This window comes from Mesorhizobium sp. M7A.F.Ca.CA.004.06.1.1 (genome assembly GCF_003999135.1).
Taxonomy (GTDB): Bacteria; Pseudomonadota; Alphaproteobacteria; order Rhizobiales; family Rhizobiaceae; genus Mesorhizobium.
In genome coordinates, this window is sequence record NZ_RZPQ01000052.1 from 1 (window position 1) to 16237 (window position 16237).

Genomic DNA, 16237 nt, shown 5'->3' on the forward strand with positions numbered 1-16237 from the left:
GGCCTTGATTTCCTTACCGGCCGCCTTCTTGGCGGCAAAAGCATCTTTCAGCTTCGAGGCGTCGAGACCGACACCGGTGCCGGCATATTCCTGGGCGACCGAAATGCCTTGGCAGTCGTAGTTGAGCCGCGCCACGATCGCCATCGGCATCGGCTGGTTGTTCTGCGTCACCTTGCCCGTGTGCATGAGGTAAGGCAGCGGCGTCAGGATATGGGCGCCGTCGATGCCGTTGGCCGCGCCGCCGAGCATCAGATTGTCGCGTGTCGCACCCCAGGAGGCCTGCTTGAGCACCTCGACATCGGGCATGCCGAACTTGGCGAACAGCCCCTTCTCCTTGGCGATCATCAGCGGTGCCGCATCGGTGAGGGCAATGAAGCCGAGCTTGGCGCCGGTGACCTCCGGAGTGGCGGTCGCAGCATAGGCGCCGGAAGGGAAGAGCTTGCGGGCCGCCACGAACAGGCCGGCCGTCATCGCGCTGCTGACGAGAAAATCGCGGCGCGTCATGTCCTTGAGGGTCGTTCCAGTCCTGATCCGTTTCGTCATCGTCGTCTCCGGTTGGGCGCGGCTTGGGATCCGCGTCGTCGATTGCGTGTTGATCAAAACAAAAAAGCCGCCAGCCAGGTCTTCGCGTCCGGGTGACCGGGAGCGCGCATTAACCTGAGCGGCAGCTTTGCCTGTGGCGCCCGTCATTGGACGCCTGTTCCGTGACCCGCGAAGGGCCTGTCTATTTCAAAGCAGGAACCGTGCCAGTTTTGAGAGAGGTGAAAAAGATCAATTAAATCAGCAACCCGCGCCGATCGCGGACGCACCGGGTCGTATGGCCGGAAGGCCAAAGATTGTTCATTCGGGCAATCGCGCGCACAATTTTTGTGCAATGCACAAGAATGACGCGGAAATGATCAGGCTTCCGCGCGAGCCGATTTCTGGCCGGTAATGTAGGCGTCGACCTCGTCCGGATCGAAGATCTGGCCGTCGAAGAAACCGTCCGGACCGAGCACAAGGCCGGCGCCTGTCGCGCCGACCGCGGTGGCAACTTGGAGCGCACCCTCGACTTTCGAATTGGCGCCGGGAAGCGCCACACCAAGCGGCTTCAGAGCCGAACGGTAGAGGTCGGGCCGGTAGCAGTTGCGGGCGATGGCAAGGTTTTCCGGCGTGTGCGCCACGTGCCCCCAGCGCACCATCTGCGTGTAGAACCACAGCGCATGGCTCTTCCATGGAAAGTTCGCTGCCTTGTCGAACGGGAGGAAGAAGTCGTCGATGGTCCGCTCCGCGCCGCCGCCCAGTCGGAGATGACCGGTCAGGATCGGCATCTGCACGGCCGGCGGCAGACCGAGAAAGCCGGCCTGCGCCATCACAGCTGCCAATTCGCCACGGTTGGCCGGATCCTGGCACCAGCGCGCCGAGTGATGCAGCGCACGCAGCAGCGCCGCCAGTGCCTCGGGGTTTTCGTCTGCCCACGCCTTGCGTACGCCGATTACCTTCTCCGGGCTGTTACGCCATATCCGCGCCTTGACGGTGACGATATGCCCGGTGCCGGCGGCAACCGCAGCACTGTTCCAGGGTTCGCCTGCGCAGTACCCGTCGATGCGGCCGGTGGCCAGCGCATCCGCCATGAAGGGCGGCGGCACGATGACGATCTCGATTTCGCGCGCCGGATCGATGCCGCAGGCGGCGAGCCAATAGCGCAATTCGTAATTGTGCCCGGAATGCGGATGCACCACGGCGAAGCGCAGCGGGTCGCCACCGGCCGCAGCGCGCTCGCGAATGAGCGCGCGCAACGCCGCACCGGCGCGCGCCGGATCAAGATCGGCTTCGGCGCCCTGCGCCACCATTCCGGCCCAGACGGTGTTGGAGACGGTGACGCAATTGCCGCCGAGCCCGAGCGAGAACGGCACGATGGTTTCCGAAGCGAGTGGCGTCAGCCCGAGATTGCAGGCGAGCGGCATCGGTCCCAGCATATGCGCGAGATGAAAGTGACCGATGGCGATGCGGTCGCGGATGTTGGCCCAGGACGTCTCGCGGTGTAGGGTGAGGTCGATGCCTTCTCGTGCGGCAAAGCCAAGCTCCCCGGCCGCGACCAGCACGGCGCTGTCGAAAAGCGGCATGAAACCGGCGGTGATCTGGTGCGCAGCAGTCATGCTCATTCGTCCTCCGGCGGCCCCAGCAGCCCGGCGGCAGTCACCAGGCTCTGGGCGATGTCGCCGATCTTGCGGTTCTGGTTCATCGCCGTCTTGCGCAGCAGCGTGTAGGCCGCCTCTTCGGAGAGGCCGCGCGACTTCATCAATATGCCCTTGGCACGATCGATCACCTTACGGCTCTCTAGCTCGCCGCGAACCTCTTCCAGTTCGCGCGCCATGCGCGAAAAAGCGTTGAAGCGGCTTACCGCCATGTCGAGGATCGGCTTGACGCGCTCTTGCCGCAGACCGTCGACGACATAGGCCGAAACGCCGGCATCGACCGCCGCCTCGATCGAGGCCTGATCGGAGCGGTCGACGAACATGGCGATCGGCCGTTTCACGGCGCGCGACAGCTGGAACATGTTTTCCAGCATGTCGCGGTTCGGATTCTCGAGATCGATGACGATGACATCGGGCTCGATCTCGGCGATCCGCCGCGCAATGCCGGTCACGTCATGGATGACGGTGACTCGCTCATGGCCGGCCTCGCGCAATCCCGCCTCGATGATCGCGGCGCGGATGCGGTTTTCATCGATCACCAGGACGGCGAGTGCGGTTCGAACCATGCCTGCATTGTGACCAAGCGAAGGAATTGTGCAATGCAGTATGGTTGAACAACCCGATATTCGCTGACCGGGCCGCCGGCGTCTAATCCGCCGCCAACGCCGTGACCTCGCGGCGGAAGGGCAGTGCGTCGCCGATATCGGCTTCGTCCAGCTCGCGGGCGAAACGGTGGCCGGCGTAGGTTGCCCAGGCGATCGGACCCGGCGCCCCGGCATCGCCGATGATTTTGATCGAGCGGATGCCGCTATCGGCCCATTGATCTCGCCGCGCCTTCAGTTCGCACCAGACGCCATCGTCCTGTTGGCGCGACGTCACGAGCACGACGGCGTCCGCGGCGAAGTCGCGTTGGCTGCCCGTATAGGCGCACGCAGTGGCAACCCCACCCGCCACGATGCGGGTCACAGTCCGATTCAGCACGATCTCGACGCCGAGTTCGGCCAGCCGGCGATGGATGGCGCCCTGCTCCAGCGTGTTGCGGGTCCAGTCGGACACATAGGCCGACGGCGTCACCAGCGTCACCTTCGCACCCTGCCGCGCCATCAGCTCGGCCAGGACACCGCCCATGTAATAGTGATCGTCGTCGAACAGCACGACAGTGCCGGTCGGTATATTGCCGCCCATCAAATCGTCCGGCGTGTAGACCGGCATGGCCGGGTCCACCGGCATCGGCACGACATGCGCGCGCGCCACGCCATCGCGGCGCCATGTCGAGCCGGTGGCGACGGCAATGTTCTGGAAGCCGAAGGCGAGGATTTCCTCGGCCGACAGCCGGCTTTCGAAATAGACGTCGACATTGGACATCTGGCTGATCTGGTACTGGCGATAGTCGCGCACACGCCCCCATGCCGAGAGACCGGGCAAGCGGCACTCGCGCGCCACGCGGCCGCCGAGTTCGGTTCCCGCTTCGGCGATGGCCACCTGGTAGCCGCGCAGGCCGAGTGCACGCGCCGCTTCCAGCCCGGCCGGGCCGGCGCCGACGATCAGCACGCTGTCGCTGTCGCCCTTGGCCTGCATCCGTTCGGGATGCCAGCCCTTGCGCCACTCCTCCATGAAGGTCGGGTTCTGCGTGCAACGAGAGATCGACATGGTCATGTCGCCGGTGATGCAGATGTTGCAGCCGATGCATTCGCGAATGTCCTCGATCCGCCCCTCCTCCACCTTCTTCGGCAGGAAGGGATCGGCAATCGACGGCCGCGCGCAGCCAATGAAGTCCAGCGTGCCGGACTTGATCATCTTCACCATCACATCCGGCGAGGTGAAGCGACCGACGCCGACGACCGGCTTCGAGGTCAGCATCTTGATGCCGGACACCAGGCTCTCCTGCGCGCCCTCCTCCTTGAACCGCGACGGCCCCGAACAGTCCTCCCAGGCGCCATGCGCCAGGTCCCAGAGGTCTGGCAGGTCGGCATGCATCTCGATCATGTCGCGCACTTCGGAGTTGCCGAAGCCAAGCTCGCCGATCATCTCGTCCAGCGACAGCCGCAGCGTTAGGCCGCACGTGTCGCCGATGGCGTTCCTGCCCTCTTCGATCAGCTCACGCATCAGCCGCGAGCGGTTTTCCAGCGAGCCGCCATATTCGTCGCTGCGCTGGTTCGTGGCGGTGGACAGGAAGTGCTGGATGATGCCGAAGCCATGCGCGCCGTAGAGGCAGACCAGGTCGAAGCCCGCAAGCCTGGCACGCTTGAATGCATTGCGGTGCCAGCGGCGCAGGTCGCGAATATCCTGCTTGTCCATGGCGCGCGCCTGCACCGGATCGTTGGTGAAGGTTCGGATCGGCAGGGCCGACGGTCCGCGCGGTACCTCCTTGGTGTAGAGGTTGGGACCGTTGATGCCCGAATAGGCCAACTGGATGCCGGCCAGCGCGCCATGCTGGTGCATGGCCTCTGCCATCTTCGCCAGCGCCGGGATATCGGCGTCGTCCCACAGCCTGAGCTCGATGAAGGGCGTGATCTCCGATGTGTGGTGCATCTCGGTCTGCTCGGTGAAGATGACGCCCCAGCCGCCTTCCGACTTGATGCGGCGCATCTCGGCCGCGGCCGAAGGATCGCGATAGCCGCCGCCATTGCAATGCGGAACCTGATAGAAGCGGTTCTTGGCGGTCACCGGACCGATCTTTACGGGCTCGAACAGAATGTCGTAGCGCGGATCGCGCATGGAACGTGCCTTCCTGCCAGCGTCGCCTTGCAGCATGCCCGATCATGGTTTCGAGCCGTGGCGCAAGCCGGCCAGCCCAGTGGGTTGATGCCGTGAGACCATTCATAAATTGCGGCAAGCGCCGGGAAACAACAGATTTCTTCTGTGCCGGTTAGGACGCGCCTAATCGGCAGCACTGCCTGGATTAGCATCCGATGAATCCCGGCTGAGCCAAATGCGACTTCAAGGCCGCCGCCGCGCGATGTTAGATAGCGCGCACGCCCAATGAGACACAAGACGCATGGACAGCATCCAGATCCTTGAAAAACTGATCGCGTTCCCGACGGTGAGCCGCGATTCGAACCTCGCCCTCGTCGGCTACGTGGCGGAGCTGCTGGACGCGCATGGCATTGACAGCCGGATCATCCACAGCGAGGACGGCCACAAGGCCAATTTGTTTGCCACCATCGGACCGGCCGACGCTTCCGGCATCATGCTGTCCGGCCACACCGACGTCGTCCCCGTCGACGGCCAGGCCTGGACGCTGCCGCCCTTCGAGATGACGAGCCGAGACGGCAAGCTTTACGGACGTGGCACAGCCGACATGAAGGGTTTTGTGGCCTGCGCGCTCGCGGCGTGCCTTAAAGCCTCGAAAATGACGCTGCGCACGCCGCTGCATTTGGCGCTCTCCTACGACGAGGAGATCGGCTGCATTGGTGTGCGAAGCCTGATCGACATGCTGCAAGCAGCCCCGCAGCGGCCGTTGCTATGCATTGTCGGCGAGCCGACCGATATGCAGGTGGCGACGGGCCACAAGGGCAAGCTTGCCGCACGCGCGCTTTGCAAGGGACGCGAGGGCCATTCGGCGATGGCCCCGCTGGCGCTCAACGCCATCCATCTCGGCTGCGATTTCGTCGCCGCCTTGCGCCGCGAACAGGACCGGCTGGTGCGCGATGGCGCCCGCGACGGCGACTACGACATTGCCTACACAACCGTCCATGTCGGCAAGATCAACGCCGGCGTGGCGCTGAACATCGTGCCGAACCTCTGCCAGGTCGACTTCGAGATCCGCAATGTCGCGGCCGACGACCCGCATGAGATTCTCGAGCGTCTGCGCGTGGAGGCCGCGCGCATTGCCACCGAAGCCTCGGCTATCGCGCTCGAGGCGGCAATCGACATCGACATCACCAACACCTATCCCGGCCTGGACACGCCGGTCAGTTCGCAAGCCGTCGCTTTCATCAAATCGCTGACCGGCGCCAACAACACCATCAAGGTTGCCTACGGCACGGAGGGCGGCCTGTTCAACCGCGATCTCGGCACGCCGACGGTCGTGTGCGGACCGGGATCGATGGCGCAGGGACACAAGCCGGATGAGTTCGTCAGCGTCGAGCAGATGCGCCGTTGCGATGGCATGCTGGAAAAATTGCTGCAGCGGCTTGCCGACCAGCAGTTGGCTTAACCGGGGCTACTTCTGTGGAAGTGCTGCCTGGCCGACAGCCCGCTCGGCGCCGAACACGCCTTGCTCGACGACGAAATGCCGGCAGTGGTCGATGAAGGCCTGGACGGTTTGCGTGCGGTGTTCGGAACTGGGCAAGGCGACGCCCATGGTCAGCGGCCGCAGATCGCCGTCCAGCGGCACGAAGACCAGCGGCTTGCCGTCCGGCGCCAGCGTGTTGAGCGGCCGCATATTGGCGATGCCGTAGCCGAAGCCGTTGGCCACCATGGAACGCATGACGGCGATGTCGCCGGTGCGCTCGGCAATGTTGGGGCGGATCCCGCGCTGGTGGAATGCCGAAAGGAAATATTCGCGGCTGAACGGCAGGTCGAGCAGCACCATCGGCTCGTCGGCCAATTCCTCCGTCGTGATCGACGCCTTTGCCGCAAAGCGATGCCCCGCCGGCAGCATGACATAGGCCGGCACCAGCATCAGCGGCTCGAAGGTCATGTCCTGCGACAGTTCGAGATCGTAGGTCAGGGCAAGATCGATTTCACCGCGCTGCAGCATCTCGAGCAATTGCCCCTGATTGCGCTCGAACTGGCGCACGCGCACATCGGGATAGGCGCGTTCGAACCGCATGCGCAGCGCCGGCAGCACGATTTGCGCAAAGGTCAGCAGGCATCCCACCGCCAGCGGGCCGCGCACCTTCTCGGCAAAGTCGCCGGCGACGTCGTGCAAGGCGTCTGCATCGTTGAGCAGCCGGGCGGCTTCCTTGAGGAAGATGCGGCCACCGGCCGTCAGCGAGAGGCCGTGCGAATGCTTGCGGACAAACAGCTGGACACCGAACTCGGTTTCCAGCTGCGCGATCGAGGCCGAAATCGATGGCGGCGATACATTGACCTGTTCGGCCGCCTTAGCGATGGAACCGGCTTCGCCCACGGCGACGAAATATTCCAGCTGTCTGAGCGTGAAGCGTAGCGGCATGGCTGGCTATGTTGCTGGTTTGAGGGCTTCGATCAAGCCTAATGCATGTCGCGCAAAAGTGGCCCCGGTTTTGCGCAAATGACATGCATAGAGCAAAGGCCTAAAGCGCATCGCTTGAATCCGTTCAATCGCGATGCGCTTTAGGCGCCCATCAGTATTTGATCCATGTCGTTTTGAGCGCGGTGTATTTGTCGAGCGCATGCAGCGACAGGTCGCGGCCGAAGCCGGATTGCTTGAAACCGCCGAACGGCGTCATCGGGCTCAGCGCGTCGACCGTGTTGACGGAAACCGTGCCGGCATGCAGCCGGCCGGCGATACGATGCGCGCGCGACAGGCTGTCGGTCCACAGCGATGCGGCCAGCCCATAGGGGCTGTCATTGGCGATGCGGATCGCGTCGGCCTCGTCGTCGAAGGCGATGACCGAAAGCACCGGCCCGAAGATCTCGTCGCGAGCAATCGGATCGGCAGGTGCGACATCGTCGAAGATGGTCGGCTGGACAAAGCTGCCGCGCCCATTGACCGTGACCAGGTCGCCGCCCGCGACCAGGCGCGCGCTTTTCTTTCCGGCCTCGACGAACCGCATGACATTGGCCGCGTGGCGGGCATCGACCATCGCGCCCATTTTCGAAGTCGGATCGAGCGGATCGCCGGGCTGCGTGGCCGCCGTACGTTGTACCAGTTTCTCCATCAGGGCATCCTTGATGCCGCGCTGGACGAGCAGGCGTGAATTGGCGGAACAGACCTCGCCCTGGTTGAAGAAGATGCCGAAGGCAGCCATGTCGGCTGCCGTGTCAAGATCGCCGCAATCGGCAAAGATGAGGTTCGGGCTCTTGCCGCCGGTTTCCAGCCAGACCTGCTTCATGTTCGACTGGCCGGAATACTGCAGAAACATCTTGCCCACGGCGGTCGAACCGGTGAAGGCGAGGCAATCCACATCCATATGGCGGCCAAGCGCCTGGCCGGCGGTTTCGCCAAGGCCGGGCACGACATTGAGCACGCCTGCAGGCAGGCCCGCTTCCATTGCCAGTTCCGCCAGAAGCAGGGCCGACAAAGGCGACTGCTCGGCGGGTTTCAGCACCACCGAATTGCCTGCCGCCAGTGCCGGCGCGCATTTCCAGGTCGCCATGTCGAGCGGGAAATTCCACGGCACCACCGCGCCGACCACGCCAAGCGGTTCGCGCCGCACCAGCACCAGATCACCTTCGCCGGTCGGCGCCACTTCGCCATAGATCTTGTCGATGGCCTCGCCATACCATTGGAAGATCGCTGCCGAGCCGGGAACGTCGACCGCGGCCGCATCCCTGACCAGTTTGCCCATGTCGAGCGATTCCAGCAGAGCCAGTTCATGCAGGTTTTCGCGCAGCAATTGCGCCAGCCGCAGCAGCACCTCCTTACGGTGCGCCGGACTGGTCCGCGACCAGACGCCGGCGTTGAAGCTGCGCCGCGCTGCGGCAACCGCCAGATCGATGTCTTCCTCACCGCAGGACGCCACTTCGGCCAGCACCTCGCCGGTTGCCGGATTGACGCTGGCAAAAGTCCGGCCCGAACGCGCCGCAACCGTCTTGCCGTCGATGAACGCCTTGTCGCGAAAACGGATCGCCGACGCCTTGCCGATCCAGTCCTTGTGGCTGAGTTCGCTCATCGCAGGCGACCCCTGTCTTGACTATTCGTCGCCCGGCACGCCGTAGCTCGGCGCATCGGATGGGTTTATGGCACGGGTCACATAGGCATCGAGCTGTGGCTTGTAGAGTTCCCACAGCGTCGCCAGTTGCTCGATCGGGCAGTCGTCGGTCCAGTCGCAGCGCAGATCGGCGACCGGCCACGCAACCTCGCGCACCAGCTTCATGCCAGCCGAATGGACCGGGCCGGCCTCGCCGCCCGCTTTCAGCGCGGCGCGCATGGTCGCGATGAGGCGGTCGCCGAGATGCCCTTCCGACGCCAGGAAAGCCTCGACCATGGCTTGCGGAACGCCGTCATGGGCCAGCATGTTGCCGCCGCAGGCGACATTGTCCGCACGCGCCTCCGCCCAGATGCCAAGCGCCTTGGGCCCTGAGTGGATAGCGGTCGTCCCGGCGGCATCGACAGCCAGCACCTGCCGGTATTCGGGATAGGCACCGGTGCGCTTCAATATGACAATCGCCTCTGCCGCCGACGCGCCGCGCGCCAGCAATTCGAGACCGCGCAGTCCCAGCGTAGGATCGGTGACGTTCTGACTGGCAACGGCGCCGGCGCCCGCCTGCGCATAGGCGCAGCGCGCCGCCACAGCAGGCGACGAGGAGGACACCGCGACCCCGAACATGCCGGTGCGGCTGCACCGCGCGACGATGGAGAATGTCATGACTTTAATCCGGGATAACTGCGGTGCCGTCGATCTCGACCAGCCAGTCCGGCCGCGCCAGGGCCTGCACGACAAGGCCGGTCGAGACGGGATGCACGCCTTTGATATACTCGCCCATGGTGCGGTAGACCGCCTCGCGATAGCGGACATCGGTAATGTAGACCACCACCTTGACCAAATGCTCCATGGTGCCGCCGCACTCCTCGATCAGCTGGCGGATGTTCTGCATGACCTTGTGCGTCTGTTCGACCGGATCATGGCTTTCGATATTCTTGGCCGTGTCGAGGTCCTGCGGGCATTGGCCGCGCAGATAGACGGTCCTGCCGCCCCGCGTAACGACCGCCTGGCACAGATCATTGTCGAGCTTCTGCTCGGGATAGGTGTCCTTGGTGTTGAACTTGCGAATTCTTGTATGGGCCATCTTGGTCTCCGTCAGTCGGCTCGAGGTCGGGACGTCCGTTTCCATGCCACTTTGGTCTCGCGCTTCGCGGACGCATGGTAGGCCAGGTACTTGCGCTGCGTGGAGATATGGTCCGCCACATGCTGGGCGTCGTGCCAGACGCCCCAGATGAAGCTCGACCCCCGCCGCGATTGCCACGGCAGTCCCAGGAAATAGATTCCCGGCTCGGTCGACACGCCGCGCTGGTGCTTCGGCTTGCCCTTTTCGTCAAACACATCGACCTTCAGCCAGTTGTAATCGACGGTGAAACCCGTTGCCCAGATGATCGAACCTATCCCGGCTTCCGCCAGGTTCAGCTCGAGAATGGGATCGGTCATGCATTGCGGGTCCGGTCCGATCTCGCGGGCCGCAGGCTCCTCTGGAAGGTCGAGGCCGTTGCGAGCGACATAGGCGTCGGCCTCGTCCAGCACCGACATGTAGTTCGCATCGCCGCGCGCGATATTTTTAGCCAAGTCCGACGCGAAGGTCAGAACCCCGTCCTTGTAGGATTCAGTCCGGCCAACCAGCATTATCCCTTGCGCGGCAAGACGCCGGAAGTCGATCGTCTGGCCGCCCCGCGCGCCGCTCACCGCGATGGTGACGTGTTCGGTGCCAGGCGCCGGCGCTTGAGCGTCCCATTTGCCCAAAACCCCCAGCCACCAGCAGAAGTCACGCTCGCGATAGGCCCGCGGCGGCCGATCATGCGGCCCGACCGAGAGGTAGACGCGCCGTCCCGCGCGCTGGAGTTCGTCGGCGATCTGCACCCCCGAGGACCCGGAGCCGACCACCAGCACCGCACCTTCGGGCAACTGGCCCGGATTGCGATAGGCGCTGGAATGGATCTGCATCGCTCCGGCATCCCCGGGGACAACCGCCGGAATGACCGGATGCTGGAAAGCCCCGGTAGCGGCAACCACGCTCCTGGCCTCGATCACGCCATCCGAGGTTTCGACCCGGAAGCCGGGACGGCCGACAAGCCTTTCCACGCTCCTGACCTCCACGCCGCAGCGGATGGGGGCAGCGATCATGCCGGCGTAAGCGACAAAATAGTCGGCGACCTTCTCCTTGCCGACAAAGGCGTCGGGACCGGCATCCGGAAATTCCATGCCGGGAAAACGATCATGCCAGGCGGGACCATTGGCAACCAGCGAGTCCCATCTTTCGGTACGCCAGCGTTCGGCGATGCGGCTTCGCTCGAGCACGAGATGCGGCACCCCGCACTTGCTCAGATGCTCGCTCATGGCCAGCCCCGCCTGGCCGCCGCCAACAACAAGCGTGTCTACCGTTTCGACTGGCATTTCAGCGGCCCTTTCTGGCTCTCCCCGGGAGTGTCTGCGGATGCGGCGGAGATCTGATCGTTGGTTTACTGGAGGCACCGGGCAGCGAAAATTATGATTTCATGTGGCAGTGGTTAGCTTGTCCCTAAATGCCGGGAAGCATGGCCGAAGATGTGGAGCGCGGGGCGTGGATCATCACTGTTGAGTCAGAAGAAACGGACGGCTCAGAGATAAAGGCTTCTGGCCGCCTTGGACGAGAGCAACTCCTTTGCCGGCCCCTCCTGGGCGACCTTACCCTTGACCAGCACATAGCCGCGATCGGCGATGCCCAGCCCCATTTCGGCATTCTGTTCGATCAACAGGATGGTCGTGCCTTGGCGAGGGATTTCCCTTGTGATCTCGAAATACTCGCCGATGAGTTTTGGCGAGAGGCCGAGCGACGGCTCGTCCATGATCACCAGTCTGGGTTCGCCGATCAGCGCGCGCGCCAGCGCCACCATCGCCTGTTCGCCGCCGGACAGCGTGCCGGCGACTTGGCGCAAACGCTCATGGATGCGCGGAAAAAGCTTGCACATCTTGTCCAGTTGCACCGCGAAATTGGGCCCCCTGGCCGACACCGCATCATAGCCCAGGCGCAAATTCTCCATCACGGTCAGGCCGGGGAACAGCCGGCGCCCTTCGGGAACGAGCCCGACGCCGAGCGACGCCAGGTTTTCCGTGCCGAGCGTCGCCATGTCCCTGCCCATCACCTCGACCTTGCCGCGCTGCGCTCGCACGACACCGCAGACTGTCATGAAGGTTGTCGTCTTGCCGGCGCCGTTCGGTCCGAGCAGGCAAACCAGTTCGCCGGGGCGTACGCTCATCGCCACGCCGCGCAGCATCGGCACCGCGCCATAGGAAGTATCGACATCCCTGAGTTCAAGCATGGGCGACCGCCTTCCCGAGATAGGCTTCCTGGACGCGCGGGTCGGCGCGCACCGCCGCGAAGTCGCCCTCGGCGATCTTGCTGCCATAGTCGATGCAGGTGACATGCTGCGGGAACGCTTCGACCACCCGCATGTCGTGCTCGATCAGAACTACCGACAGAGCAGGGTTTTGTACGCGCAGCCGCGTGATGTCGGCCACCAGTGCGTCGGTTTCCGTGTCGTCCATGCCGACCGAAGGTTCGTCGAGCAGCAAGAGCTTGGGCTGCGATGCGAGCGCGCGGGCAATTTCCAGCCGTCGCCTGTCGGCCTGCGCCAGCGTGCCCGCTGGCCGGTAGCGTTGTTCGAACAGGTCGCCGGAGCCGAGCTTGAGCAGGGTTTCGGCCTTTTCCACGCAGGCCGCCATCTCACGGCGCGACGCGCCGGGCCGAAACAGCGCGGTCAGCACGCCGGTCCTGGTGCGGGTGTGCATGCCGATGATGACGTTGTCGAGGACACTGAGGTCGGAGAACAGACGCGACGACTGGAATGTGCGGGCGATGCCGCGGTCGACAACTTCGTAGGACGGGCGGCCGGTGATCTCGGCGCCGTCGAAGGTCACGCGACCGGAGGTTGGCCGGTAGACGCCGGTCACGACATTGAACAGCGTCGACTTGCCGGCGCCGTTCGGGCCGATGACGGCGAGCACCGCGCCCTTGTCGATCGACAGGCTGACATCGTTGAGCGCGACCAGGCCGCCGAAGCGCATCGTCAAATTCTCGACCTTGAGAAGCGCGCTCACAGTCCGCCTCCGTAGCGCCGCATGCGTTGCGGGAACAGACCTTGCGGCCGGATCATCAGGAAGCCGATGATGACGACGCCGAAGAACAGCAGGCGGTAGTCGGCGAACGCGCGCAATTTCTCCGGCAGGATGGTCAGCAGGAACGCACCGACGATGACACCGAAAATATTGTCCATGCCGCCGACGATGACCATGGTCATGATGGTGACGGAGACCAGGAAGGTGAAATTGTCGGGAGAAATGTAGGAGACGTAGAAGGCGTAGATCGTGCCGGCGAAGGCGGCGAGAAAGGCGTCGACGGCGAAGGCCAGAACCTTGAACCACGCCACATTGATGCCTTGCGCCTTGGCGGCGATCTCGTCGGCGCGCAGCGCATTCCAGGCCAGACCGATGCGCGAACCGTGCAGCCGATGCGCGGTGACGATGGCGACGACGACCAGTGCGGCCGACAAATAATAGAAATTCGCCTGGCTCGGCAGCTTCCAGCAGAAGATCACCAGCGGATCGGCAAAGGAATGGCCGAACAGGCTGGGCGCCGGAATGCCGACCAGTCCGTTGGGTCCGCCGGTCCAGCTGAAATTGTTCAGCAATTGCTGGACCACGACACCGAAGGCGATGGTGACAAGCGCCAGATAAGTGTCGCGCGTGCGCATCGACGGGATGCCGATGATGAAACCGAACAGGGTCGCCGCCAGCGCCGCGACCGGCAGCGTCAGCCAGAAGCTGACGCCGAAATTGATCGCCAGCAGCGCCGACACGTAGGCGCCGATGCCGTAGGAAGCGCCGGTGGCGAAGTTCGGGATGTTGGCGCTGCCGAGCTGGAAATTGAGCGCCAGCGCCAGCACCGCATAAAGCTCGGCGACGATCAGCAGATGGAGGATATAGGTGTTGGATCCGACGAAGAACGGAAAGGCCAGGACGATGACCGCCGCAGTGATCATCGCCACGAGCGGAACCCGGGCAAAGCTCGCCAACGCATAGTCGGCGATCCACGGCAGCCTCTCCAGCAGATAGAAACCGAGGCCGAGCAAGGCCAGCAGGCCGACCACCTGCCAGCCGCCGTCGACTTTGAGGATGAGGTACAGGAACGCTGCCCCGATGATTTGCGAGGCGATGGCGAAGACCGTGGCCGCGGCTATGCCCGGCACGTCGGGTGAAGCACGACCCTGCATGCTAGACTTTCTCCATGACGGTGCGCCCAAGCAGGCCGGCGGGGCGGAAGATGAGCACGGCGATGACCAGCAGGAAGACGAAGACCAGCCGGTAGGAAGCGCCGTCCGGCACGAATGTCTGCGCCAGCACTTCGATGCCGGCAATGATCAGTCCGCCCAGTATGGCGCCCGGCATCGAGCCGAGGCCGCCGATGACCGCGGCGGAAAAGCCGAGCAGGCCGGCCATGACGCCGAAGTCGAACCGTGTCACGCCGGCATAGCTTGCGAACAGAAGTCCAGCGATGGCGCCGATAGCCGAGGCAATGAAGAACGTCGCACGGAAGACGCGTGCATCGCGGATGCCCATCATGCGCGCCACGACCCGGTCCTCCGAGGCCGCCCGGATGCGCAGCCCGAGCGGGGTCATGCGCAGGAAGACAAACAGCATGGCAACCAGCGCGACGGTCAGCACCACCACCAGCAGCGCGAACCAGCTGATGGCAACGCCGGAGATTTCGAAAGCCATGCCCGACACCAGGCGCGGGAAGGCATGCGGGTTCGATCCCTGCGGATAGAGATGGCGGATCAGCTCGCGGATGACGATGCCGAGCGCCACGGTCGCCACCAGCGCCATCATGGCGGGCGCATCGCGGAAGCGCCTGATGACCACCTTGTCCAGCAGGACGCCGATCAAACCGACGGCGAACACGGCGACCGGAACCGCAAGCACCAGCCAGGCGGGCCCCGAGGCGCCAAGAGCGGTCGCCAACGCCTGGGCAAGCGCCAGCGTGATGAACGGCGCCGTCATCGCGACATCGCCGTGCGAGAAATGAATGACGTTCAAGACACCGAAGATCAGGCTGAATCCGATCGCCAGCAAGGCATAGATGCAGCCAAGGGTTATCCAGTTCACCAGTTGCTGGACAAGCAGTTCCGCCATGCGGTCGGTCTCTCGATTGAAGCCGACAGGTATCAATCGCCATCCCGGGCGGACAGAACGAATCTCCGAACTCACGAGTCACAATTTCCGAATTTCGTCACTGAATACGCGCCCGTACACTGATGATCAGCCGACGATCACGATCGGCCGGGTCGCTACGACGGCGGCAGATAATTCTGTTTGAGGTGGAACCATGCAAAACAGGCGCAGTGCGCTTATCCGCGTATCGTCAATTCTGGCCGGCTCTCTGTTTGCCATCGCCCTGGGCGCCGCCCAGGCGCAGGCCGACCAGATCAAGCTCGGCTTCATCGGGCCGCTCTCCGGCGGCAACGCCCAGCAGGGCCTCGGCGCCCGCAACGGCTTCCTGCTCGCCATCGAGCAGGCCAATGCCAGCGGCTATCCGCACCAGGTGGAAGGCGTCGTGCTCGATGACGCCTCCGATCCGGCGGTCGGCGTTTCGGCGGCGCAGAAGCTGGTCAACGATCCCGCGGTGGTCGCGGCAACGGGGCATTGGAACAGCTCGGTCGCGTTGGCGACGATCCCGGTCTTCAACCGCTCGCAGATGCCGTTCATCGTCTGGGGCGCGGTCAGCCCGAAGATTACCGAACAGAACTTCCCGAACGTGACCCGCGTCACGCCGACGCTGGTCAACGAGAACAAACCGCTGGCCGAAGCCATCGCCAAGCAAGGCAAGATCAAGAAGATCGCCATCATCTCCGACACCACCGACTACGGTGCGGCCAACACCAAATGGTTCGGCGATTTCTTCAAGGCGGCCGGCGGCGAGGTCGTTTCTTCGGATGCCGCAGCTGTCGGCACGACCGATTTCCGCGCCATGCTGACGACCGCGAAGGCAGCGTCGCCCGACGCGGTCTATTTCGGCGGTGTCGTCACCGAAGCAGCGCTGGTGCGCAGCCAGATGGCCGACCTCGGCATGGGCAATCTGCCGATGTACGGAATTTCAGGCATCTACGACCCGAAATTCATCGAGATCGCGGGAGCTGCCGCCGAGGGCACCATCGCCGGAACTCCGGCCGTCCAGTCGAACCCCAAGCTCGAGGAGTTCAACAAGGCCTATGAAACCAAGGC

15 protein-coding genes are annotated in these 16237 nt (G+C 64.1%); 2 read left to right on the plus strand and 13 right to left on the minus strand.

All coding sequences use genetic code 11. From position 1 onward, the window contains the following. The 4 genes from EN906_RS05790 to EN906_RS05805 form a co-directional block, all read right to left on the minus strand. Nucleotides 1–543 (minus strand): ABC transporter substrate-binding protein (locus EN906_RS05790; RefSeq protein ID WP_164777107.1); only part of this gene is annotated, 543 nt, incomplete at its 3' end. Nucleotides 544–899: 356 nt separating this feature from the next. Continuing rightward, a complete protein-coding gene (locus EN906_RS05795; protein WP_164748886.1) occupies nucleotides 900–2138 on the minus strand; it encodes a CmpA/NrtA family ABC transporter substrate-binding protein in 1239 nt (412 codons plus the stop codon). Between the two features lie 2 nt (nucleotides 2139–2140). Further along, on the minus strand, nucleotides 2141–2743 hold the full coding sequence (locus tag EN906_RS05800; RefSeq protein WP_127267110.1) for an ANTAR domain-containing response regulator: 603 nt from the start codon (nucleotides 2741–2743) through the stop codon (nucleotides 2141–2143). A gap of 82 nt (nucleotides 2744–2825) precedes the next feature. Then, on the minus strand, nucleotides 2826–4895 hold the full coding sequence (locus tag EN906_RS05805; RefSeq protein ID WP_127272282.1) for an NAD(P)-binding protein: 2070 nt from the start codon (nucleotides 4893–4895) through the stop codon (nucleotides 2826–2828). A 280-nt stretch (nucleotides 4896–5175) separates the two neighbouring features. Between EN906_RS05805 and argE the strand changes: the two genes are divergently transcribed. Next, on the plus strand, nucleotides 5176–6336 hold the full coding sequence (gene argE / locus EN906_RS05810; RefSeq protein WP_127267112.1) for an acetylornithine deacetylase: 1161 nt from the start codon (nucleotides 5176–5178) through the stop codon (nucleotides 6334–6336). A gap of 6 nt (nucleotides 6337–6342) precedes the next feature. Here the strand turns inward: argE and EN906_RS05815 are convergent, their stop codons facing one another. From EN906_RS05815 to EN906_RS05855, 9 genes are all read right to left on the minus strand, one after another. Further along, entirely contained in the window at nucleotides 6343–7299 is a 957-nt protein-coding gene (locus EN906_RS05815; RefSeq protein WP_127267113.1) for a LysR family transcriptional regulator, read from the minus strand. A gap of 151 nt (nucleotides 7300–7450) precedes the next feature. After that, complete coding sequence (locus EN906_RS05820) at nucleotides 7451–8941, minus strand: aldehyde dehydrogenase (protein ID WP_127375098.1); 1491 nt, start codon at nucleotides 8939–8941, stop codon at nucleotides 7451–7453. Between the two features lie 21 nt (nucleotides 8942–8962). Continuing rightward, nucleotides 8963–9637 carry a DUF1028 domain-containing protein gene (locus EN906_RS05825; protein WP_127267115.1) on the minus strand — a complete coding sequence of 225 codons (675 nt, stop codon included), beginning with the start codon at nucleotides 9635–9637 and terminating at the stop codon, nucleotides 8963–8965. A 4-nt stretch (nucleotides 9638–9641) separates the two neighbouring features. Beyond that, nucleotides 9642–10058, minus strand: a complete 417-nt coding sequence (locus tag EN906_RS05830) for a RidA family protein (RefSeq protein ID WP_127267116.1) — start codon at nucleotides 10056–10058, stop codon at nucleotides 9642–9644. Nucleotides 10059–10069: 11 nt separating this feature from the next. Next, nucleotides 10070–11374, minus strand: a complete 1305-nt coding sequence (locus EN906_RS05835; RefSeq protein ID WP_127267117.1) for an NAD(P)/FAD-dependent oxidoreductase — start codon at nucleotides 11372–11374, stop codon at nucleotides 10070–10072. A 203-nt stretch (nucleotides 11375–11577) separates the two neighbouring features. Beyond that, entirely contained in the window at nucleotides 11578–12279 is a 702-nt protein-coding gene (locus EN906_RS05840) for an ABC transporter ATP-binding protein (protein WP_127375099.1), read from the minus strand. Further along, nucleotides 12272–13057, minus strand: a complete 786-nt coding sequence (locus EN906_RS05845) for an ABC transporter ATP-binding protein (RefSeq protein WP_236382713.1) — start codon at nucleotides 13055–13057, stop codon at nucleotides 12272–12274. The genes EN906_RS05840 and EN906_RS05845 overlap by 8 nt, the downstream gene beginning before the upstream one ends. Next, a complete protein-coding gene (locus tag EN906_RS05850; protein WP_127267119.1) occupies nucleotides 13054–14229 on the minus strand; it encodes a branched-chain amino acid ABC transporter permease in 1176 nt (391 codons plus the stop codon). Before EN906_RS05850 ends, EN906_RS05845 begins: the two co-directional genes overlap by 4 nt. 1 nt (nucleotide 14230) lies before the next feature. Then, entirely contained in the window at nucleotides 14231–15148 is a 918-nt protein-coding gene (locus EN906_RS05855; protein WP_127267120.1) for a branched-chain amino acid ABC transporter permease, read from the minus strand. Between the two features lie 193 nt (nucleotides 15149–15341). On the opposite strand from EN906_RS05855, the gene EN906_RS05860 reads away from it, so the two are divergent. After that, a partial coding sequence (locus EN906_RS05860) for a branched-chain amino acid ABC transporter substrate-binding protein (RefSeq protein WP_164777108.1) occupies nucleotides 15342–16237 on the plus strand: 896 nt, incomplete at its 3' end.